The sequence below is a fragment of the Actinomyces sp. SKVG-SVH-4(1) genome, assembly GCF_048514265.1.
Classification (GTDB): domain Bacteria; phylum Actinomycetota; class Actinomycetes; order Actinomycetales; family Actinomycetaceae; genus Actinomyces; species Actinomyces oris.
The window spans coordinates 470,721-490,170 of sequence record NZ_JBGEVE010000001.1; the positions used below are offsets into that span (position 1 = coordinate 470,721).

At 67.3% G+C, this 19,450-nt stretch carries 18 protein-coding genes and 1 pseudogene; 10 read left to right on the forward strand and 9 right to left on the reverse strand.

From position 1 onward, the window contains the following. The gene (locus tag AB7V09_RS01830) at positions 1-1,176 is read right to left on the reverse strand and encodes a hypothetical protein (RefSeq protein ID WP_419142749.1); all 1,176 of its coding nucleotides are present in this window, start codon (positions 1,174-1,176) and stop codon (positions 1-3) included. Positions 1,177-1,432: 256 nt separating this feature from the next. Here AB7V09_RS01830 and AB7V09_RS01835 point away from each other — a divergent pair, with 256 nt between their 5' ends. After that, entirely contained in the window at positions 1,433-1,795 is a 363-nt protein-coding gene (locus AB7V09_RS01835; RefSeq protein WP_419142750.1) for a hypothetical protein, read from the forward strand. 2 nt (positions 1,796-1,797) lie between these two features. Here AB7V09_RS01835 and AB7V09_RS01840 read toward each other — a convergent pair. Further along, positions 1,798-1,842: pseudogene (locus tag AB7V09_RS01840) on the reverse strand (hypothetical protein); the annotation flags it as partial. Positions 1,843-2,758: 916 nt separating this feature from the next. Next, positions 2,759-2,947, reverse strand: coding sequence for a transposase (locus AB7V09_RS01845; RefSeq protein ID WP_419142751.1), 189 nt, complete (start codon positions 2,945-2,947; stop codon positions 2,759-2,761). 195 nt (positions 2,948-3,142) lie between these two features. Between AB7V09_RS01845 and AB7V09_RS01850 the strand changes: the two genes are divergently transcribed. Continuing rightward, the gene (locus AB7V09_RS01850; protein WP_419142752.1) at positions 3,143-4,075 is read left to right on the forward strand and encodes a TrmH family RNA methyltransferase; all 933 of its coding nucleotides are present in this window, start codon (positions 3,143-3,145) and stop codon (positions 4,073-4,075) included. Position 4,076: 1 nt separating this feature from the next. Here the strand turns inward: AB7V09_RS01850 and AB7V09_RS01855 are convergent, their stop codons facing one another. Then, positions 4,077-5,357 carry a glycosyltransferase gene (locus tag AB7V09_RS01855; protein WP_419142753.1) on the reverse strand — a complete coding sequence of 427 codons (1,281 nt, stop codon included), beginning with the start codon at positions 5,355-5,357 and terminating at the stop codon, positions 4,077-4,079. Between the two features lie 217 nt (positions 5,358-5,574). Continuing rightward, on the reverse strand, positions 5,575-6,225 hold the full coding sequence (locus AB7V09_RS01860; protein WP_279014505.1) for a TetR/AcrR family transcriptional regulator: 651 nt from the start codon (positions 6,223-6,225) through the stop codon (positions 5,575-5,577). A 263-nt stretch (positions 6,226-6,488) separates the two neighbouring features. On the opposite strand from AB7V09_RS01860, the gene AB7V09_RS01865 reads away from it, so the two are divergent. The 4 genes from AB7V09_RS01865 to AB7V09_RS01880 all read left to right on the forward strand — a co-directional run bounded on the left by AB7V09_RS01865 (position 6,489) and on the right by AB7V09_RS01880 (position 9,998). Further along, positions 6,489-7,274: an amino acid ABC transporter ATP-binding protein gene (locus tag AB7V09_RS01865; protein ID WP_003786219.1), complete on the forward strand. Its 786-nt coding sequence runs from the start codon at positions 6,489-6,491 to the stop codon at positions 7,272-7,274. 89 nt (positions 7,275-7,363) lie between these two features. Further along, positions 7,364-8,344, forward strand: a complete 981-nt coding sequence (locus tag AB7V09_RS01870; protein ID WP_419142754.1) for a glutamate ABC transporter substrate-binding protein — start codon at positions 7,364-7,366, stop codon at positions 8,342-8,344. A gap of 125 nt (positions 8,345-8,469) precedes the next feature. Further along, the gene (locus AB7V09_RS01875) at positions 8,470-9,126 is read left to right on the forward strand and encodes an amino acid ABC transporter permease (RefSeq protein ID WP_419142755.1); all 657 of its coding nucleotides are present in this window, start codon (positions 8,470-8,472) and stop codon (positions 9,124-9,126) included. Next, positions 9,123-9,998 (forward strand): amino acid ABC transporter permease, encoded by an 876-nt coding sequence (locus tag AB7V09_RS01880; RefSeq protein WP_419142756.1) that lies wholly within the window; start codon positions 9,123-9,125, stop codon positions 9,996-9,998. The genes AB7V09_RS01875 and AB7V09_RS01880 overlap by 4 nt, the downstream gene beginning before the upstream one ends. A gap of 275 nt (positions 9,999-10,273) precedes the next feature. Here the strand turns inward: AB7V09_RS01880 and AB7V09_RS01885 are convergent, their stop codons facing one another. Next, positions 10,274-10,732 carry a MarR family winged helix-turn-helix transcriptional regulator gene (locus AB7V09_RS01885; protein WP_419142757.1) on the reverse strand — a complete coding sequence of 153 codons (459 nt, stop codon included), beginning with the start codon at positions 10,730-10,732 and terminating at the stop codon, positions 10,274-10,276. Positions 10,733-10,781: 49 nt separating this feature from the next. Here AB7V09_RS01885 and AB7V09_RS01890 point away from each other — a divergent pair, with 49 nt between their 5' ends. Next, positions 10,782-11,141, forward strand: coding sequence for a hypothetical protein (locus tag AB7V09_RS01890; protein ID WP_009405650.1), 360 nt, complete (start codon positions 10,782-10,784; stop codon positions 11,139-11,141). A 42-nt stretch (positions 11,142-11,183) separates the two neighbouring features. Here AB7V09_RS01890 and AB7V09_RS01895 read toward each other — a convergent pair whose 3' ends face one another. From AB7V09_RS01895 to AB7V09_RS01905, 3 genes are read right to left on the reverse strand one after another with little or no spacing between them, the layout of a single operon-like run. Then, positions 11,184-12,854, reverse strand: a complete 1,671-nt coding sequence (locus AB7V09_RS01895; protein ID WP_009406324.1) for an ABC transporter permease — start codon at positions 12,852-12,854, stop codon at positions 11,184-11,186. Continuing rightward, entirely contained in the window at positions 12,854-13,870 is a 1,017-nt protein-coding gene (locus tag AB7V09_RS01900) for an ABC transporter ATP-binding protein (protein ID WP_009406461.1), read from the reverse strand. The genes AB7V09_RS01895 and AB7V09_RS01900 overlap by 1 nt, the downstream gene beginning before the upstream one ends. Next, the gene (locus tag AB7V09_RS01905) at positions 13,867-14,730 is read right to left on the reverse strand and encodes a MerR family transcriptional regulator (protein ID WP_009405552.1); all 864 of its coding nucleotides are present in this window, start codon (positions 14,728-14,730) and stop codon (positions 13,867-13,869) included. Before AB7V09_RS01905 ends, AB7V09_RS01900 begins: the two co-directional genes overlap by 4 nt. 214 nt (positions 14,731-14,944) lie before the next feature. Here AB7V09_RS01905 and pheS point away from each other — a divergent pair, with 214 nt between their 5' ends. The 3 genes from pheS (at position 14,945) to AB7V09_RS01920 (ending at position 19,348) form a co-directional block, all read left to right on the forward strand. Continuing rightward, a complete protein-coding gene (gene pheS / locus AB7V09_RS01910) occupies positions 14,945-16,030 on the forward strand; it encodes a phenylalanine--tRNA ligase subunit alpha (protein WP_419142758.1) in 1,086 nt (361 codons plus the stop codon). A 1-nt stretch (position 16,031) separates the two neighbouring features. After that, positions 16,032-18,689 (forward strand): phenylalanine--tRNA ligase subunit beta, encoded by a 2,658-nt coding sequence (gene pheT / locus AB7V09_RS01915; protein WP_419142759.1) that lies wholly within the window; start codon positions 16,032-16,034, stop codon positions 18,687-18,689. Positions 18,690-18,829: 140 nt separating this feature from the next. After that, positions 18,830-19,348 carry a flavodoxin domain-containing protein gene (locus AB7V09_RS01920; RefSeq protein WP_419142760.1) on the forward strand — a complete coding sequence of 173 codons (519 nt, stop codon included), beginning with the start codon at positions 18,830-18,832 and terminating at the stop codon, positions 19,346-19,348. Positions 19,349-19,450: the final 102 nt, after the last annotated feature.

A 19,450-nucleotide genomic window follows, 5' to 3' on the forward strand; every position in this document is an offset into this window, starting at 1 on the left:
TCAGGAACGCACACCCAGCGCCTCCTGCCTAAAGTCAAGGTTGGTGATGCCCGGCTCTGGCTCCCCCATGGCGGCTCTGGCACGTCCGAGACGGGCCGCGAGTCCATCCATGGCGGCCCGGATGCCAGCCTTCTGTGCCGTGACCCGCATAAATGCCGGACCGTAGTACGGCAGGAAGGCGTGAACGTTGACGCCATCACGGCCCAACTCGCGACGCAGTACAGCCCGAGTCTCGGGATCGGCGCCCTCCCAGGAGGCGCAGACCGACTCAGCTCCCGCTGCATCCATCACCTGAAGCATTAGAGCCAGACGCGTGACAGCTACTAGATCAGCGTCAGCGACCCGTTCGCTCAGTCCAAGCACCGTTGCACGGAGACTCAGATAGCAGCCATACCGATCCATTCCTGCAGCCGTCTCCCCACTTCCCATCGCCTCAGCCAGGTCGGTAAACTCATCGACGACCGGCAAGGTCAATGCTGTCGCCCCAACTCTGCCATCGCTGGCTTTGACACCGGCTAGATCGAGCAGCAGGTGAACGAGGTACCAGTCACGCACATGTGAACCGACACCATCCCAGCCCAACAGCACGCCGGCAGGAGCCTCGCCCTGCATCACCTGACCCAGGTTACATTCTAGCCCGAGCACGTCCCGCACCAGGACGCTCTTCCCCTCGTCCAGCACTCCGAGGTTTGGCAAAAGCGCTGTCTGAAGCCGCGGAGTCTTCATGACACAGCGCAGCAAGTCGTCGTGATCGGTCCAGTCGAGACCTGCGTCTTGTGTCATCTTTACCACCGCCGCGCACTTTCCAGCGTCATGCACCAGCATCAGGTAACGCATGCCCATGAGGCCACTGTCGTCTACGAGGATATTTTTCACCCAGTGATGAAGCGAACGAAAACGCTCTTTCGTCAGAGTGGTTCTCCTTGACGGTTGCCCCCTGACGAACGCGGTGTAGTCCTCCTCTGATCCCGCCCACAGGTACTCGAGACACCTAAGTGAGCACGCAGTTCGAAAAAGCTCACGATACCCAGGCCCACCCGCCTCTGGGGATGGTGCTACGTCATTCTTGAGTAGATGGAGCTCGGGGAATTCCCAAGCCCAGGTTGGTACTCCGCAATGCATCCAAGTTGCCTTGTCACGGAAGGTGTCATCGTGCGCTGAATCCAACTGAACCATGAGAGAAGGATAACGGGGTACCCCGGCTTCCCAAATCTTTACTGATGAGTGTGAGGTGAGTTCTCAGGCAGGAGGTGGCTGAGCCTGCTTGACGGGGTTGTGGCAGGGCCTGGCGCGTCGCTGAGACGAGGACACGAGTCCCGTAGGGACGATGAGTGGTGTCAAATCAATCCCTCGCCCCAGGAACCCGCGCTGATGTCAACTTCCACCACGACTGCCCTACCACGCCAGCCTCTGGTCCGGGCCGTTCAGGAGGATGGCTGATCCCAGGGACCGCCGCGGTATGCGCCACGACCTGCCCACGGTGCTGTCCCCGGCCGTCACCCGGGTGCTGGCCGGCTACCGGAGCCCAACAACGATATGGGAGCACCCCACAGACCTGACCGGTGCCGACCTGCGCTCTGTGGTGCTGGGGAGAATCAGCCTCTTCCATCTTAAGTCCACGATCTGGCGGCTGCTCCAAGACCTCGCCCCTGCAGACCTTGTCAAGCCCCGGGTTTTGTGGAGGCTGGTTTATCTGTTGCCGGTGGTTGCCGGTTGTGATTGTTCCTGGCGGTGGGTGTCGGGCGCCCAGGCGGCTTCGTGCTCGGCGGGGGTTCGCATACCGATGGCGGAGTGAGGGCGAATGGTGTTGAACCAGTGGACCCACTCGGCGGTGGCGAGCACGGGCGGCGTCGATGTCCTCCCAAGGGCCCTGGTTGCGGATCAGCTCGGCCTTGTACAGCGAGTTGAGCGCCTCGGCCAGAGCAAAGCCGAAAGGAGTCCCCCTTAGAGCCTACAGAGGCGACTGCCTCGGCCTCGGACAGGGCCTACCCGTAGCGAATGGACCGGTACTGCACCCCACGGTCGCAAGTGGTGCACCAGGCCCGTCAGGTCAGCACCGGCTCGTTTCCGCTGCCAGGCGGCCATCTGAAGGGCGTCCAGGGCAAGGTCTGTGAACACTGGCCGGTAGGTGGTCTGCCAGCCGATGATTCGCCGCGAGAAGACATCGGTGACGAAGGCGACGTAGACCCACCCGGAGAACGTATGCACGTAGGAGGGGGTACCTCCCCCTTGCGGGGAAATGTCGGCGACCTACAGCTCGTTCGGCCTGAACGCGTTGAAATGCCTTTTGACCAGGTCGGCCGGGCATTGCTCTCGCGGTGCGCTGCGCGTGGTGCGCGGGGACCTGGCGCGTCTGACGCCGCGTAAGCCCAGGTCTGCCATGAGGCGTTCGACGGTACAGCGGGCCACGTGACCGGCACCGTGACGCTCGGCGGCCTCGGGTCGGCCCCGTATCGCGTGCATCTTGCGGGTCCCCAGCACCGGGGTAGCTGGTTCTTGTGGACCCTGGACATCTCCGCCTTGAGGATCTCATCGCGCAGGCCCCTGGCGCTAGGAGGCCGGCTACGGCGGGCGTGAGTCACGTGCTTCGGGGCGATCTTGACTCCGGCGCCAGTGAGCACCTTGCAGACCGGCCAGGCCCCGAACTCCTCCTTCTTGGTCTCGATGTACTGGCAGATCAACGGGACGGGCGCTCACACTCCGCCGCGACAGACAAACCGACTGTGCTCTTCAGGATCGCGTTGGCTCTTCGCAGCTCTCAGACCTCTTTCTCAAGCTCCTTGATCCGCTGCGCCTCGTCGGTGGTGGTGCCAGGCCGGGTGCCCTGGTCGACCTGGGCCTTCTTGACCCAGGTGCGCACAGCCTCAAGGTGGACACCCAGCTCGTCACCGATCCTGCGGATCGCACCCCTGGCCCAAGCCGGGTCAGCCAGTGCCTCCAACGCCATCCTCATAGCTCACTCGCGCAGCCCATCGGGATACTTCTTCTGTCCCATGACAGTGATCCCTCCACGTCATCACTACCTCCATCAAACCCAGGGCGATTCACTTCGCAATGACTTCATTTGGCACCTGGTTCCGGAGGGTGAGAGCTGCAGTCTGCGACAGTGACGTTTCGCTTCTATTGCCCGTAGGCTCATGCCATGAGCTCCACCTTCATGCCGGCCCCTGACGAACTTCTAGATGACGTTGCCGAGCGTTCTCAGGCCCGCGGGCCGCGGCGGCGCACCCTCAGTGAGGGGCCGGCCGCCGGCCACGAGGTGCTGAGCAATCCGGCATCGGCCCGCATCTCCCGAGTGGCGGGCCTGTCGCGCCGCAACGCGCGGGCCAAGCACCGACGCTTCCTCGTCGAAGGACCCCAGGGCGTGCGCGAGGCCGTCCGGCACGCACCCGGCCGCGTGCTCGACGTCTACCTCACCGAAGCGGCCCTCGAGCGCCACAGCGAGATCTGGGACGAGGCCGTGGCCGGCGGGCTCTACGTGCACGTCACCACCCAGCAGGTCATGGACGCCATGAGCCCCGACGCCCAGGGCCTCCTCGCCGTCGTGGCCACCGAGGAGACCACCGGCTCCGAGGCGCTGGCCGCCGCCCTGGAGGGGGCCAGGCTCGTCGCCGTCCTCACCCAGGCCCAGGACCCCGGCAACGCCGGTACCATCATCCGGGCCGCCGACGCCGCCGGCGCCGACGCCGTCGTCCTCGTACGCGGCAGCGTGGACCCCACCGCACCGAAGGTCGTGCGCTCCACCGCCGGAAGCCTCTTCCACCTGCCCGTGGTCACCGGCGTGGCCCTCGACGACGCCGTCACTGCACTCCACAACGCCGGACTCACCGTCCTGGCCGCCGACGGACGCGGAGACTTCGACCTCTTCGAGGCCGAGTCCCTCTTGGAGGCCCCCAGCGCCTGGCTGCTCGGCAATGAGGCCCACGGACTGCCCTCAGAGGCGCTGAGCCGAGCCGACGCCGTCGTCTCCATCCCCATCTACGGCAAGGCGGAGTCCCTCAACGTCGCCGCGGCCGCAGCCGTCTGCCTCTACGCCAGCGCCCGGGCACAGGCCCAGAACTCTGGCCGCAGCTGACTCACAGCAGCTCGCAGATCGCCTCAGCGGCCCGGCCCGGTCCGTCCAGTCCCTCCATGAGCCCGGCCATCCGCCTGGCGCGTGAACGCATGCCGTCGTCGGCCAGGGCCTGGCGCACCAGCTCCGCCCAGTCGGTCCTGCGAGCCTCCCGCTGCGACACGAGCCTGGCCGAGCCGAAGGCCACACAACGCTGCACGTTGAAACGCTGCTCGAACTGCAACGGGATCCCGATGAAGGGCCACCCCTGGACGCAGCTGGTCTGCACCGTTCCCTCCCCGCCGTGAGTGATGGCCAGGTCGACGGCGTCGCCCAGCTGGTGGGCCGGAAGCCAGTCAGTGACGTGGACATTGCGTGGAAGAGTCTCCAGGTCCTCCTGGCGAAGGTGGGAACGCACCGGAGCCAGCACCTGGCAGTCCGCCCGGCCCAGGCCTGCCAGCACATGAAGGATGAGGTCACGGTTCCCCGATGAGCCCATGGCGAAGTACACCAGGGGCTGGGGGCCGGCGGCCAGGTCGGCCAGGAACTCGGGGAGCTCCCCGGGCAGGCGGGCATAGACCGGCCCCACCACCCGGTGCCCCTGAGGCATCCTCAGCCACCCGGGCAGCAGGTGCGGGGCAGTGGCGATGAGGTTGAGGTCGGCAGTGAGCCCGTTGAGCACTCCCTGGGGCAGCGAGACGCCATTGGCCCTGGCCACAGAATGGAAGGAACGAGGCAGGGGGAGCCGCGTCCCGAGCGCATGGAGCGCGTGAGCGGCCACCTTGTCGACCAGGCACTCCTCCGGGGAAGTACGGGGCAGGAAGCCGGTGGCGCCGGTGGTGCGCGCTGCTTCCAGATGCGCCAGGGAGTAGGCGAAGGGTCGTACGAAAACCAGCGGCACGCACTCCGCCCGCGCAGAAATAAACTGGCTGGGAGTTACTCCGATGACAACAGCGTCCGGACGCAAGGAACGCAGCAGCACGCGCTCACTCGTCACCCGCTGGGCGAGCATCTTCTCCGTGAACGGGTGACGCAGGCTGCGGCCCTGGTCGAAGTCCAGCGCCAGCCTTCCCTCCTCCTCACTGAGGTAGGGGGTCAGCAGACGGAACTCGAAGCCCGCGGCCCTGATGTACTCAGTGTTACGTGGCGAGAAACCGGCGAAGACGCACTCAACGTGCGAAGGCATCCGGCGGGCCACCTCGATCGCACGGGTCACCTCGGCGAAGTTGAACGTCTCCGGAGCGAAGAGGACGCGCGACGTCCTGCGGCGTACAGCCACCACATCTCCAGTGGTGCCTTGAGGCATGATCGGCTCTCCTTCTGAGAGCGAGGGGTGCCACAGTGCGGGTGAGCCCTCATCGTTGTTCTATTGTACGTCTTGTACAACCGGGGGAGAGAGTAGCACGTTCGCGCCTACGCGAACGCCTTTTTTACGACAGGTTCGAAATACTGGAAGAAAGTGTGAGCAGCCCCGGGGGAGGCCTGAGTCTCGATGCGGCCCGGTTCGCCTTTAGTGCTCGCCCTCAGTGGTCGTTCACCGGCTCGTGGGCGGTGGCCGGCGTCGTGGCCGGCTCGGAGGTGTGCTCGGCGCCCTGGCGAGCCTGGGACACCAGGCTCCGCAGTGTCTGGGCGGACATGTTCGTGATGGTCTCCTGGCTGATCTCGGGGTGATCCAGCCAGGCCAGGCACAGGGAGATCATGGTGCTGATCCACACCTGGGCGGCGAACATGGCGCGCGCGTCAGGCTCGGGGATGCCCATGAGCATGAGGACGAGGCGTTCGTAACGCTCGAAGCTGGTGGCCAGCGCGGCCGCGATCTCAGGGTCCTGGTCAAGGCCTCCGGTGTGAAGCGCTCGAAGGCTGTCTGGCCTGGCCTTCACGTAGCCCGCGAAAGTAGAGATCGCTCCTTCCAGGGTCAGTGCCGTCTGCTGCTCGACCAGGCTGTGAAGGTGAAGGATCTCGTACTCCACGATGGCGCGGGCGAAGGCCATCTTGGAGGGGAAGTAGTGATAGAAGAGCGTGCGTGAGACGCCGGCCCGCTTGATGATCTCGTTGACGTGAGTGCGGTCGAGCGTCCCCTCCGCGAACAGCTCGACGCCGACTCTCACCAGCTCCTCCCGACGCTGCTCGGGCTGGAGGCGGCGGCGCGGATCGGTGGTATTCGCGGGACTCATGCAGATGAGACTACGGCCGCGCGGTCGGCATACGCGGTTAGGCGCTCTGCATGGCGTGTGAGCATCGTCCCAGGTTCCGGGGCGTTGTGAGACGGTTGACGCTCCGGTTGGAGACGGTGCTACTCTTCCTGACGAGAGGTCGGAACTCTCATGTGTGCAGTCCGACACGAGCCAAGGAGGAATGCAGTGCGCATGCGGATGTGTTGCTGTTGCTGTCGATGAGACAGATGACGCTCCCATACCCATGTTGAGACGAGGTACTCGTGACCGCATCCGCACCCTCTCCTGACCAGACCGCCGCAGACCGGGACGATGACGTCCTGGTGCGGATCAGCAACGTCACCAAGTACTACGGCCGTTTCAAGGCTCTCGACGACGTCTCCCTCGACATCCACCGTGGCGAGGTCGTGGCGGTCATCGGCGCCTCCGGATCGGGCAAGTCGACCCTGTGCCGTACCGTCAACCGCCTCGAGCCGATCCAGGAAGGCCAGATCGAGATCGACGGAATCCCGCTGCCTCAGGAGGGCCGGGCCCTGGCTCAGCTGCGCGCCGAGGTGGGAATGGTCTTCCAGTCCTTCAACCTCTTCCCGCACCGCACGGTCCTGGACAACATCACCCTGGCGCCCATCAAGGTGCGCGGCATCCCCCGGGGGCGGGCTGAGGAGCGTGCCCGTGAGCTGCTGGCCCGAGTCGGCCTGGAGGACCAGGCCGACAAGCGTCCCTCTCAGCTCTCCGGAGGCCAGCAGCAGCGCGTCGCCATCGCCCGCGCGCTGGCCATGGACCCCAAGCTCATGCTCTTCGATGAGCCCACCAGCGCCCTGGACCCGGAGATGATTAACGAGGTCCTCGACGTCATCAAGGACCTGGCGGCCTCGGGTATGACCATGCTCGTCGTCACCCACGAGATGGGCTTCGCCCGCTCGGTCGCCGACCGGGTCGTCTTCATGGACGGCGGCCAGATCGTTGAGTCCGGTCGGCCCGCCGAGTTCTTCTCCTCCCCGCGCACCGAGCGCGCCCGCGACTTCCTCTCCAAGGTGCTCAGCCACTGAGCCCCGAACCGCATCCTCTCCCGAGTGCGGCGACCACCGCAGGCCCAGCGCCTGGGACGGCCCCTCCCCGTCCGAACGAAAGGAACACCATGACCACCCTCTCCCGCCGCGGACTCCTGGCCACGACCGGTGCCCTCTCCCTGGCAGGCGTCCTGGCCGCCTGCGCCGACACGGGCGCCGACGGTAAGGCCGTCGCCTCGTCGTCGGCCTCCGACGCCGACTACGACAAGGCCATCAACTCCGGTCCGGTGGCCGCCGCCGACGTCGTGGCCGCATCGCCCTGGGCCGCCTCCGTGAAGCAGGCGAAAAAGCTCGTCACCGGCGGGACCAAGACCTCGGAGGTCTTCTCCTGGGAGGATGCCAAGACGAAGAAGATCTCCGGCTTCGATGCGGCCATCGCCCAGGCGCTGGCCCGCTACATCATCGGTGGAGACGACGCCCGCTCCCTCCTCGAGGTCCAGCAGGTCACCTCCGAGACGCGCGAGACCGTCCTGACCAACGGCACGGTCAAGGCCGTCATCGCCACCTACACGATCACCCCGGAGCGGGCCAAGAAGATTGACTTCGCAGGCCCCTACTACGCCTCCAGCCAGGCCATCCTGGTTAAGGCCGATAACAAGGACATCACCGGCGTCGACACCCTCACCGGGGACGTCGCGGTCCAGTCCAACTCCTCCTCGGCCGCTGCGCTGAAGAAGTACGCCCCCAAGGCCACCGCCAAGCCCTTCGACACCCAGGCCAAGTGCGTCGCCGCCGTCGAGAGCGGGCAGGTCAAGGCCTACGTTGTGGACCAGTCCCTGCTCAAGAGCGAGGTCCTGTCCAATGACAAGGTCAAGATCGTCGGCGAGACCTTCGCCGAGGACCCCTACGGCATCGGACTCCCCAAGGACTCCGGGGCGCAGGCCTTCGTCAACACCTTCCTCAAGACGATCGAGGACGACGGCACCTGGAAGAGGATCTGGGAGGCGACGATCGGCAAGTCCCTCGGCGGCACCGCCCCTCAGCCCCCGGCCCTCGGCTCGGTGCCCGGGTCCTCGGCCGGCAGCGACGCGACCGCGCAGAGCTCCTGAACGACCTCACCGCCTGTCAGGCTTGCCGCGTCCTCGGCCCGAGCGGACTCACTTGGGGGCCGACGGCGCGGCGGCCGACAGCATTCCTGTCATGGTGACGACCGGCATCTTTTAAGGAGGCGACTGTGAGTGCCATTACCGACAATCTCCCTGCTATCGGTTGGGGGCTGCTGGTCACGCTGGTGATCTCCCTCCTGTCCTACCTGGGCGGGCTGCTCCTGGGATCGCTCATGGCCATCTTCCGGGTCGGTCCCATCCCTCCGCTGCGTGCACTGGGCGCGGCGTGGGTGACAGTGGCCTGCAATATCCCCAATCTGTGCCTCATGGTGCTCATCGGGCTGGCGCTGCCTCATGTCGGTATCACCATCCCACTTTTCTGGTCGGTGATCGTGGCGCTGATCTTCTCCTCATCAGGATTCGTGTGTGAGACGGTCCGTAGCGGGATCAACTCGGTTCCCAAGGGGCAGATCGAGGCCGCCCGTGCACTGGGCATGCCTTTCGGGCTCATCATTCGCGGCATCGTTCTGCCCCAGGCGCTGGCCCGCACGATCCAGCCACTGGTCAACATCTTCATCGCCTGCCTCATCGGTTCCTCGCTCGCCGCGGCGATCGGCGTCGTCGAGCTGACGGCCGTGACGCAGAGAATCAACCAGGAACGAGCCGCGGGAGTCCTCACCTTCCTCACCTCCGGCCTTACTTACCTGGCCATCGCCTTCGCCGCCACGAAGCTCGGCGGGCTCCTTGAGAGGCGCCTGGAGTTCATGGGGAGGGGACGAGCATGAGTTCAGACATCATGCCGATGACAGAGCCCCGTCCACGGCGTCAGCGGAGTCATCGCTCCGGGGCGACGGATGCGGCACTGCTCTTCGATGAGCCCGGGCCACGGGGGCGCATCCTGATCGCCATCGGATCAGTCGTCGCCGTCATTGGAATTGCGGCGCTGGCGGCCGCGGTCCTCTACCGGCTGGACCTCGCGGGACAGCTCGACTATCCCAAGTGGCGCTACTTCCTGGGGCAGTCGGTCGTCAGCCAGCTCCTGGACGCGGCCGGGACCACGTTGACCCTGGGGGGTGTTGCCGCGGTGCTCACCTTCCCTCTGGGAATCGCCTTGGGCTGGCTCCGCTTGCTGGACAACCGCCCCATCAAGTGGCTGGTAGGCCTGTGGATCGATGCCATGCGAGCGGTGCCGATGCTGCTGCTCGTCTACTTCTTCCTCTTGGTGGTTCCCCGCTTCGCCACGATCTCGGACTTCTGGAAGCTGGCACTGCCCATCATCATGTGCACCTCAGCGACGACGGCGGAGGTCTTCCGCTCCGGTGTCCGGGCGCTGGACCGTGGCCAGACGGAGGCCGCTTGGGCACTGGGGATGAGTCCATCGCTCACCATGCGCCTCATCCTGGCGCCGCAGGCCCTGCGCCTCATGCTCCCAACCCTGATCACGCAGATGGTGACCATCATTAAGGGGACGACGCTGGCATACGTGCTCGCCTACCCCGAGCTCATGTATCGCGGTTCCACCATGATCGGCCAGGCGAAGATCGATGCCCATTTGTCGGTCTTCTTCCAGACCTACGTCATCATCGCCGTGCTCTACATCATCGTGAACTGGTCCCTGGGGGCACTGGCCCGCTACATCGAGTCGCGTACCCGCTGAGGTGTGCGTCACCGGGAAGAGATCGCAGCGACGCAGTGAAGCTGCAGTGCTGAACTCGGTGGAGGATCTTCGGCGCTGTTGTTGCACAGTTTCCGGTGCGTGATCGTCTGCACGGATATCACCCCGTAGCAGCTGTAGCGCTGCACTGCGTCGTCAGGCGGGCAGGTCGCGGCGGGTGTAGGCGACCAGGCCGATCATGATGTCGGTGAGGTCCAGCCAGAACTTGGGTGGATCACGGCTCCGACCTTGCGTCGAGGTCGGTGAGTGGACCTGGGCTACGCCTCTTCTTGACCTGTTGCCATGGCGGCGTGAAGGAGGGAAGGCAGGAACCTATCCAAGGCTTGTTGATCGTCTGGGGTGAGGTGTGTGCGCAGGTCGGCGTCGAGTCTGCTGGCGACGTCGGTGGCAGCCTTCAATAGTGTGCGCCCTTCGTCGGTGATCTCGATGGTCTGCACTCGACGATCGCTCCGACTGCGTGTCCTGCGCACGGCGCTGGCGCTGGTGAGCTGGTCGACCAGTGTGACCACCAGGCTTGGGGCGACATGAAGTTGCGTGGCGATCTCGCGTTGAGAGGTCGCCACTCCGGCGTCGACGACGGCAAGCAGCCCCACTTGCTTGTGGGACAGGCCGATGCGCTCGATATGTCTCGAGAAGGACTGGGTGATCTGGCTGCCCGTGACGCCGAGCTGGAAGCATGTTGAGGACAGGATTGCGTGGCCATCTTCTCTCGACATGAGGATAACGGTACAGTACAGAATGATTCAGTTGTGAATGATAGAGAGGGTGGTCCTCATGCCGTGGTGGCTTGCGTTGCTGAACTCGGCGCTGGGAATCGTCTGTGCAGGGTTCGGTGTCGGTGCGGTGATCCGTCCGCAGGCACTTGCGCCGTCTGGCTATGGCGGGCGAGAGGGGCGTTTCTATCCGGCCATGTACGCGGCTCGAGGCATCCCGTTCGGATTGCTGGTCGCTGTTGTTGTCTGGCTGGATCCTGCCCGGCCGCTGACCTTGTTTGTCCTGGTCGCAGCGGCGGTCGCCCAGTTAGGAGACGCCGCTATCGGTGTCGTGCACCGCGTGCCGGGAATGGTTGTGTTCCCTCTTGTCGTGGCCCTTCTTCACCTGGGTGCTGCTGCCTGTGTGCTCTGAGAGCAAGGCGAGATGACGAGGTGAGAGAGGGCGGGCTCGTCGTCAGGCGGGCAGGTTGCGTCGGGTGTAGGCGACCAGCCCGATCATGATGCCGATGAGGCCAACCAGGGCCTGGACGGATAAGGGCTTCCAGTCCGGGGTTCCGACGACGTCGAGATGGTGGCCGAGCACGCTGAGATCCTTGGCCCAGTCCTTGAGCTCGACGAGTCCGCCGAAGAACTGGGCGAAAGCGCTCCAGGTGACGGCCGCCCAGGACAGGCCGGCCAGATTTGGCGCCAGACCCACCAGGGCCGTCGCGATCCCGATGGCTGCCACCATGCCGGGCAGCTGGCTCACGGTGAACATGAAGGATCGCGCCACGGCGTGGTCGTCGGTGAGCTGAGTCGCCGTCGTCGCCGCCAGAACCGTCGCCGAGACCAGCAGCAGGACGATTGACTCGATCAGTGCGCACAGAACCTGGGAGAGGAGCACTCGGCCACGACTCACCCCGACGGCCAGCTCGACCTCCACCAGTCCCGCGCGCTCCAGGCCCGCCAACCCGTTCACCCGTCGCACTGCCGCCACGGCCACAAGCAGCGTCGTGACCACCGTCATGAGGGACATGAACTGCTCCACCGGGGACCCCACGGCCATCTTGCCGACCCAGGAAGCTGTCGGAGAACCGGGGGCCAGCAGATCCTTGATGCTGCCGGACACCGAGCCGTACAGGAGTGCCAGAGCCGTCGAGGCCAGGGCCCAGCCGACGAGGCTCCGCCATGACAGGCGCCCGAGCAGATCCATGTGCCCCCGCACCCGCCACCGGCGCCGAGACGAGCTGCGGTCGGGCAGGTAGCCGTCCAGGTACTCACGGCGCGCGGCGAGCACTGCGGCGCTGAGCATCACAGCGATGGCGATGGCGCAGCAAGCCAGGAGCACCGCGAACCGGTCATCGGTGTAAGGGCGCACGAGGTCGCGCCACCCCAGGGGAGTCAGCCACCGGAGCCAGTCCGAGTCGGTGCCGTCGGAGATCTGGTCGGCGCTCACCCGCATCGCGAAGGCGAGTGCGAGCACCAGCATGGACAAGCCCCTGGCCTGGCCCACCTGACGACCCAGCTGGCAGGCCACTGCCGCGATAGCCGAGAACGCCCAGCCCGTCACGCAGATCGTCCCGGCCAGTGCCCAGGCCCCGCTCACCGTCAGCTCCTCGATGCTCCCGGTCTGCCAGGTCAGAAGGCCACCAACCCCCGCAGACAGGGCGCCGACCACCACCCACACCAGGGCCACCGGTACGAGAAAAGGAACCGACCTGCCCGCGCCCGTGGCGCGCAGAACCTCGACGAACCCCTCATCCTCATCGGCCCGCAGGACCCGGCAGGTCAGCAGAATCGCCATGAGTGCGGTGCACACGAGCAGGAAGGTCCCCGTCTCCCACTGCAGGAGCTGACCGAGCCGGCCGGGCAATGGGACATAGCCGTAGAGGAGGCGCGTTCCCGGAGACTTGCGCATCTGCTCGATGAGCACCGTCCGGGTCGCCAATGAGGGGTAGACGCTCTCGTAGCTCGGCGCGGTGACACCGACCAACAGCCACAGGGGCGCCAGCCAGGCCACGATCTGAATCCGGAATCGTCTGAGCAGAATCCACAGGTAGGCGTCCCAGCCGGCCAGGGTGCCGTGCGCGCCGGAGCTGATGTTCGGTGCCGTCTTGCCTGCTGCTGTGCTCAATGCGGCGCTCATCATGCCTCCTCGTAGTGACGCAGGAAGAGATCCTCCAGGCTGGCTGGCTCGCAGGTGACGTCCTGGATCCGATGCTCACCGGCAAGGCTCAGCACCGTCGGCACCTGCTCCGCCGCCACCTCAAGGCTCAGGCGGCCACCGTCCTCGACGACGTCGAGCCCCAGGGCCTCCACCGCCTGCCTGACGGTGCCGAGCTTGTCGCTTGCGGCCCCCAGCTCGATGCGGGTGCGCGACAACCGCCGCAGGGTCCCGAGGTCGCCCTGCTCGACGACCCGGCCGTCCTTGATGATCGTCACCGCACTGCACAGGTGTTGGACCTCGGCCAGGATGTGACTGGAGAGCAGAACCGTGCGGCCCTCGGCAGCGGCTCTGGCAACCTCCTCGGTGAAGACCCGCTCCATGAGCGGATCCAGGCCGCTGGTGGGCTCATCGAGCACCAGCAGGCTCGTGGGCGCGGCCAGGGCGGCCACCAGCGCCACCTTCTGCCGGTTCCCCTTGGAATAGGTCCGTACCCGTTTGCTCGGATCCAAGTCGAAGCGCTCAATGAGCTCGGCCTCCAGCTCGGCGTCGCGAGAGCCGCGCAGCCCGGCCAGGGCGTCGAGCACCTGGCCACCGGTCAGGGCCGGCCACAGCGCCACGTCACCGGGAACATAGGAGACCTGCCGGTTGATGAGCGCGGCCTGCCGCCACGGCTCGCTGCCCAGCACGCTCACGCTTCCACCATCGGGCCGGTAGAGCCCCAGCAGGACGCGGATCGTGGTGGATTTCCCCGCCCCGTTGGGGCCGAGGAAGCCGTGGACGCTGCCCGCCTCCACCGTCAGGTTCAGGCCGTCGAGCGCCCTGAAGCGCCCGAAGCGCTTGACCAAGCCGCACACACGCACCGGCGGCTCGCCGCCGGCGCCCAGGTCGCGGACGGCGGCCGGAGCGGAGTCCGTGGTGGGCTCATCCGTACCCGAGCGGGACATCGCTGCTGACATACTCGTTGCCTTCTGCGCCCTGGCGCTCTTGACTCTCACAGCACTGGCTCCTCTCCCGCCGAGCGGCGGATCGTTGCGGCGAAGTCCGGATCGGTGAGCATGAGCTCGATGAGCTCAGCCACGAAGGCCTGCTGAGCAGGATGGGGGTAGCTGGAAGTGGTCAGCACATGGGTCAGTCGCCACATGGCGCGCCCCAGAGCGCCCGAGGGAAGGTCGTTCAGGACGGCCAGGGCGTGCTCCTTGTGGCGGCACGCCAGCCTCCAGCTGTTCTGTGCGAGCCGGTGCGCCTCAGCGCGCCCCTCGGCCTCGCTGAGCGTGGCCAGACGGGCGAAGTCCGCGACCTGCTGGGCGGACAGCTCGCGATCAGCCTCATCGAGCACCTCGATGAAGGGGATTGCACTGTCGGGCACCATGCCCAGAGAGGCGAGCACCACCATCATCTGGCGCTCAGCCCGCAGGCCGCGCACATTGCCGCCCAGCCGGGTGATCCGGGCCTCGATGTCGTCATAGAAACGGGTCAGGGCGCTGGGAGCGGGGGACAGGCCCTCACCGCGCTCCACCCGGGCGATGAGCTCATCGACCCGGGAGGCCTGCTCGGCCAGGCTGCGCTGATGCGCCTCGATCGTGCCCCGCGTGGCCCGCAGATCGCGCAGCACCGCCTCACGACGGGAGTCCTGATCGGTGCCGATCGTGTCCGAGGCGAGCATCTCCGCCACCTGGGTCAGCGACAGCCCGCCGTCGGCCAACCACCGGATACGCAACAGGCGCGCCACGTGCTCGACGCCGTACTCGCGTCGCCCGCGCACCGTGGGCGGAATCTCCAACAGGCCCAGGTGGTGGTAGTAGCGCACCGCCCTCGGCGTGGTTCCGGCGATCCGGGCAAGCTCCTTGACGTGCATGAATCCATGACAGCAGGTGACGTCACGTCACCGTCAAGTCCCACGTAGCGGCAACCTCGTCGAAGCCCAGAACCAACCCATGCCCAACCCACGACCGAGTTGGGCAGCGGTCACCGCGCCACCCCGGTGACGGGACGATTCACACCCACGCGACGGCGCGGACTACCCTTAAGGGCGGACAACTCCTGAGACACCTGGTGGAAGGCACCGCAATATGACTGACGCTCCCGGCGCGCTCTCGCCCCTGGACGAGGACGGCATCAACGCCGCCGTCGAGGAGGCCCTGGCCGCCTTCGCCGCAGCCGGCACCCTCGCCGAGCTCAAGGAGGCCCGCCTGGCCCACACCGGCGACGCCTCGCCCCTGACCCTGGCCAACCGGCTCATCGGCACCCTGGACAAGGCGGACAAGCCCACCGCCGGCAAGCTCCTGGGCGGCGCTCGTGGGCGCATCGCCAAGGCTCTGACCGCCAGGCAGGAGACCCTCGAGGCCGCCGCCGAGGAGGAGATGCTGCGCACCGAGGCGGTCGACGTCACCATCCCCACCTCGCGTACGCAGGCCGGTGCCCGTCACCCCCTCGACGTCCTCATCGACGAGGTCTGCGACTTCTTCACCTCCATGGGCTGGTCCATCGCCGAGGGGCCGGAGGTCGAGCACGAGTGGTTCGACTTCGACGCCCTCAACTTCGACGCCGACCACCCCGCCCGCCAGATGCAGGACACCTTCTACATCGACGGCGCCAGCGTCGGGGCCGGAGAGGGGCAGGCTGCCAACCTCGTGCTGCGCACCCACACCTCCCCGGTCCAGGCCCGCGTCATGCTCGATCAGCAGCCCCCGCTCTACGTGGCCTGCCCCGGCAAGGTCTTCCGCTCCGACGAGCTCGACGCCACCCACACCCCCGTCTTCCACCAGGTCGAGGGCCTGGCCGTGGACAAGGGCCTGACGATGGCGCACCTCAAGGGCGTCCTGGACCACTTCGCCAAGGCCATGTTCGGCCCCGAGGCACGCACCCGCCTGCGCCCCTCCTTCTTCCCCTTCACCGAGCCCAGCGCCGAGATGGACCTGTGGTTCCCCCAGAAGAAGGGCGGCGCAGGCTGGATCGAGTGGGGAGGCTGCGGCATGGTCAACCCCAACGTGCTCACCGCCTGCGGCATCGACCCCGAGGTCTACACGGGCTTCGCCTTCGGCATGGGCCTGGAGCGCACCCTCATGCTGCGCCACGGAATCGCCGACATGCATGACATCGTCGAGGGCGACATCCGCTTCTCCCAGCAGTTCGGCACCACCGGAAAGGGAAACTGACATGCCCTACGTCCCCATTGAATGGCTGCGCGAGCACGTCGACGTCCCCACCGGCCTGAGCGCCGAGCAGCTCGCCGCCGACCTCGTGCGCGTGGGCCTGGAGGAGGAGCGCATCGTTCCTCCGGCCGTCACCGGCCCCCTCGTCGTCGGCAAGGTCCTCACCCGCGAGGCCAAGGAGCAGTCCAACGGCAAGGTCATCAACTACTGCCGCGTCGACGTCGGCCCCGAGCACAACGACGCCCCCGGCACCGGCAAGGAGCCCTCCGACCTGCCCAGCCGCGGCATCGTCTGCGGCGCCCACAACTTCGACGTCGGTGACTACGTCGTCGTCTGCCTGCCCGGCGCCGTCCTGCCCGGCGACTTCCGCATCGCCGCGCGTAAGACCTACGGGCACGTCTCCGACGGCATGATCTGCTCGGCCCGCGAGCTCGGCATCGGGGAGGACCACTCCGGCATCATCGTGCTCCAGCAGTGGCTGGCCGAGCACGGCCACGAGGGCGAGGAGCCGCCCGCACCCGGGACCGACGCCATCGGCATCCTCGGCCTGGGGGAGGAGGTCCTGGAGATCAACGTGACCCCGGACCGCGGCTACTGCTTCTCCATGCGCGGTGTGGCCCGCGAGTACTCCCACTCCACCGGCGCCCGCTTCACCGACCCCGCCGACGCCACCAACACGGGGCTGTACCCCAACGGCGTGGCCGGCGCCGGGCAGGGCGGCTACGACGTCGTCGTCCCCGAGGATCCCCAACCCATCCACGGACGCCCCGGATGCGACCGCTACGTCGCCCGCCTCGTGCGCGGCATCGACCCGAGCGCACCGTCGCCGACCTGGATGCAGGACCGCCTCACCGCCGCAGGCATGCGACCCATCTCCCTGGCCGTGGACGTCACCAACTACGTCATGCTCGACCTGGGCCAGCCGCTGCACGCCTTCGACGCCGGCAAGCTCACCGCCCCCATCGTCGTTCGTCGGGCGAAGGACGGCGAGCGCCTCGCGTTCCTCGACGAGGTCACCCGCAGCCTCGACCCCGAGGACCTGGTCATCGCCGACTCCCCGGACGGTGAGGGCTCACGGGCCCTGGTCCTGGCTGGTGTCTTCGGCGGGGCCCTCAGCGAGGTCGACGCCGACACCCGTGACGTCCTCATCGAGGCCGCCCACTTCGACCCGGTCAGCGTGGCCCGCTCCTCGCGACGCCACAAGCTGCCCACTGAGTCCTCCAAGCGCAACGAGCGCGGCGTGGACACCGAGCTGGCCCCCATTGCCGCCCAGCGCGCCGTTGACCTGCTCGTGGAGTACGGCGGCGGCACCGCCGAGCCCGTGGCCACCGACATCAACCGCACCCGGGCCCCCGAGCCCATCACCATGCGCGCCGACGCCGCCGAGCGCCTCACCGGCGTCGCCTACGGAACCGAGCGCGTCGCCAAGCTGCTCACCACCATCGGATGCACCGTGGAGCGCGGTGGCTCCGCCGACGACGGCACCGTCCTGCTGACCGTCACCCCGCCGACCTGGCGCCCGGACCTGGTGGGGCCTGCCCACCTGGCCGAGGAGATCGCCCGCCTCGACGGATACGATGCCATCCCAGTCATCGTGCCCACGGCCCCCGCCGGCACGGGGCTGAGCGCCGACCAGAGGGCCCGCCGCGACATCGTGCGCGCCCTGGCCGACGCCGGACTCACCCAGGTCCTGTCCTACCCCTTCATCGGGGACATCCACGACCTGCTCGAGATTCCCGCCGACGACGCTCGCCGACAGACGGTCCGTCTGGCCAACCCCCTGGCCGAGGACGCCCCCTACCTGCGCACCAGCGTGCTCGACTCCCTGGTCGACGTCGCCCGGCGCAACGTCTCGCGCGGCCTGACTGACGTTGCCGTCTTCGAGGTCGGCTCCGTCACCCACCCGGCCGGTACCGTTCCCGCCCCGATCCCCGGAGTCTCCGGGCGCCCCAGCCAGTCCGAGGAGGCAGCCCTCGAGGCGGGCATTCCCGCCCAGCCCACCCACGTCGGCGCCGTCATGACCGGTGAGCACGAGCGCTCCGGGGTGCTCGGGGCCGGCCGGCCCTGGGACTGGGCCGACGCCGTCGAGGTGGTCCGCACCGTGGCCGCCGCGCTCGGGGTCAAGATCGAGGTCCGCGCCCCCGAGTACCCCTACGCCCCCTGGCACCCCGGCCGCACCGCGGAGATCCGCCTGCCTGGCCGACGTCGGGGCAAGGAGATCGAGCCCGGCAGGCTCGTCGCCCACGCCGGCGAGCTCCACCCGCGGGTCGTCCGCGCGCTCGGACTCCCCGAGCGGGCCTGCGCCGTCGAGATCGACCTCGGCCCGCTGCTGGAGACCGCCCGCGATGCCGGGGCGCTCCAGGTCAAGGCCGTCTCCACCTTCCCTGCGGCCAAGGAGGACATCGCCCTGGTTGTCGACGAGACCACCACCGCCGCTGAGGTCGAGGCCCTGGTCAGGCAGGCCGCCGGGGACCTGGCCGAAGAGGTTCGCCTCTTCGACGTCTTCCGCGGTCCCCAGCTCGGTGAGGGCAAGAAGTCGCTGGCGTTCTCCCTGGTGCTGCGGGCCCCTGACCGCACGCTGACCGCCGAGGAGACTGCCGGCGTGCGCAAGCGCGTGGTCAAGCGCGCCGCCAAGCTCCTGGGAGCCGAGCTGCGCAGCTGAACCACGCAGGTCCCGCCAGCTGTTCTAGCAGCACTGACGGCCATGATGTGATGCACATCATGGCCGTCAGTGCTGCTTCAGGGCTTTTGTCGAGCAGAGGATCTCGGACAGCGGGTGTGGTCTCGGTAATACTAGGCGGCATGAAGATCCTGCTGACCTCTTCCTCCAAGCACGGGTCCACCGATGAGGTGGCCGCGGTGATTGCTGAGCGGCTCCGGGCCGCCCAGATCGATGTGGAGACCAAGCGCCCCGAGGATGTCGACAGCGTCGAGGAGTATGACGCCTTCGTCCTGGGCAGCGCGGTCTACATGACCAAGTGGACGCCGCAGGCCGTCGACTTCACCGAGCGCTTCCGTGACGTCCTCAGGGCCAGACCCGTGTGGGCCTTCTCCGTGGGGCTCTCCGGCCTGCCCAAGGGCAAGGTCTCCGACCCCATGCGCATCGGCCCGGTGCTGCTGGCCATCGACCCGGAGGACCACATGACCTTCGCGGGCCGCTTCGACCCCTCCAAGCTCAGCCTGCGCGAGCGCTCCATCGCCAAGCTCGGGGGAGCGAGTGAGGGTGACTACCGCAACTGGGACGAGGTGCGCGAGTGGGCCGACGCCATCGCCACCTCCCTCTATGACGACACGCTCACCAGTCGCCGCGACCGCTCCTAGCCCCCGGCGTCCCTGGCGTCCCCGGCCCTGAGGGCGGAGGGGAGATGAGTCACAGCAACAGACGATGAATGCATTTCTATGCATGCGGATGTATGGTTGCTG

Coding starts and splice junctions, on each gene's coding strand:
- AB7V09_RS01830 (WP_419142749.1), bottom strand. CDS start 1,176: ATGGTTCAGTTGGATTCAGCGCACGATGACACCTTCCGTGACAAGGCA.
- AB7V09_RS01835 (WP_419142750.1), top strand. CDS start 1,433: ATGGCTGATCCCAGGGACCGCCGCGGTATGCGCCACGACCTGCCCACG.
- AB7V09_RS01845 (WP_419142751.1), bottom strand. CDS start 2,947: ATGGCGTTGGAGGCACTGGCTGACCCGGCTTGGGCCAGGGGTGCGATC.
- AB7V09_RS01850 (WP_419142752.1), top strand. CDS start 3,143: ATGAGCTCCACCTTCATGCCGGCCCCTGACGAACTTCTAGATGACGTT.
- AB7V09_RS01855 (WP_419142753.1), bottom strand. CDS start 5,357: ATGCCTCAAGGCACCACTGGAGATGTGGTGGCTGTACGCCGCAGGACG.
- AB7V09_RS01860 (WP_279014505.1), bottom strand. CDS start 6,225: ATGAGTCCCGCGAATACCACCGATCCGCGCCGCCGCCTCCAGCCCGAG.
- AB7V09_RS01870 (WP_419142754.1), top strand. CDS start 7,364: ATGACCACCCTCTCCCGCCGCGGACTCCTGGCCACGACCGGTGCCCTC.
- AB7V09_RS01880 (WP_419142756.1), top strand. CDS start 9,123: ATGAGTTCAGACATCATGCCGATGACAGAGCCCCGTCCACGGCGTCAG.
- AB7V09_RS01885 (WP_419142757.1), bottom strand. CDS start 10,732: ATGTCGAGAGAAGATGGCCACGCAATCCTGTCCTCAACATGCTTCCAG.
- AB7V09_RS01895 (WP_009406324.1), bottom strand. CDS start 12,854: ATGAGCGCCGCATTGAGCACAGCAGCAGGCAAGACGGCACCGAACATC.
- AB7V09_RS01905 (WP_009405552.1), bottom strand. CDS start 14,730: ATGCACGTCAAGGAGCTTGCCCGGATCGCCGGAACCACGCCGAGGGCG.
- pheS (WP_419142758.1), top strand. CDS start 14,945: ATGACTGACGCTCCCGGCGCGCTCTCGCCCCTGGACGAGGACGGCATC.
- pheT (WP_419142759.1), top strand. CDS start 16,032: ATGCCCTACGTCCCCATTGAATGGCTGCGCGAGCACGTCGACGTCCCC.
- AB7V09_RS01920 (WP_419142760.1), top strand. CDS start 18,830: ATGAAGATCCTGCTGACCTCTTCCTCCAAGCACGGGTCCACCGATGAG.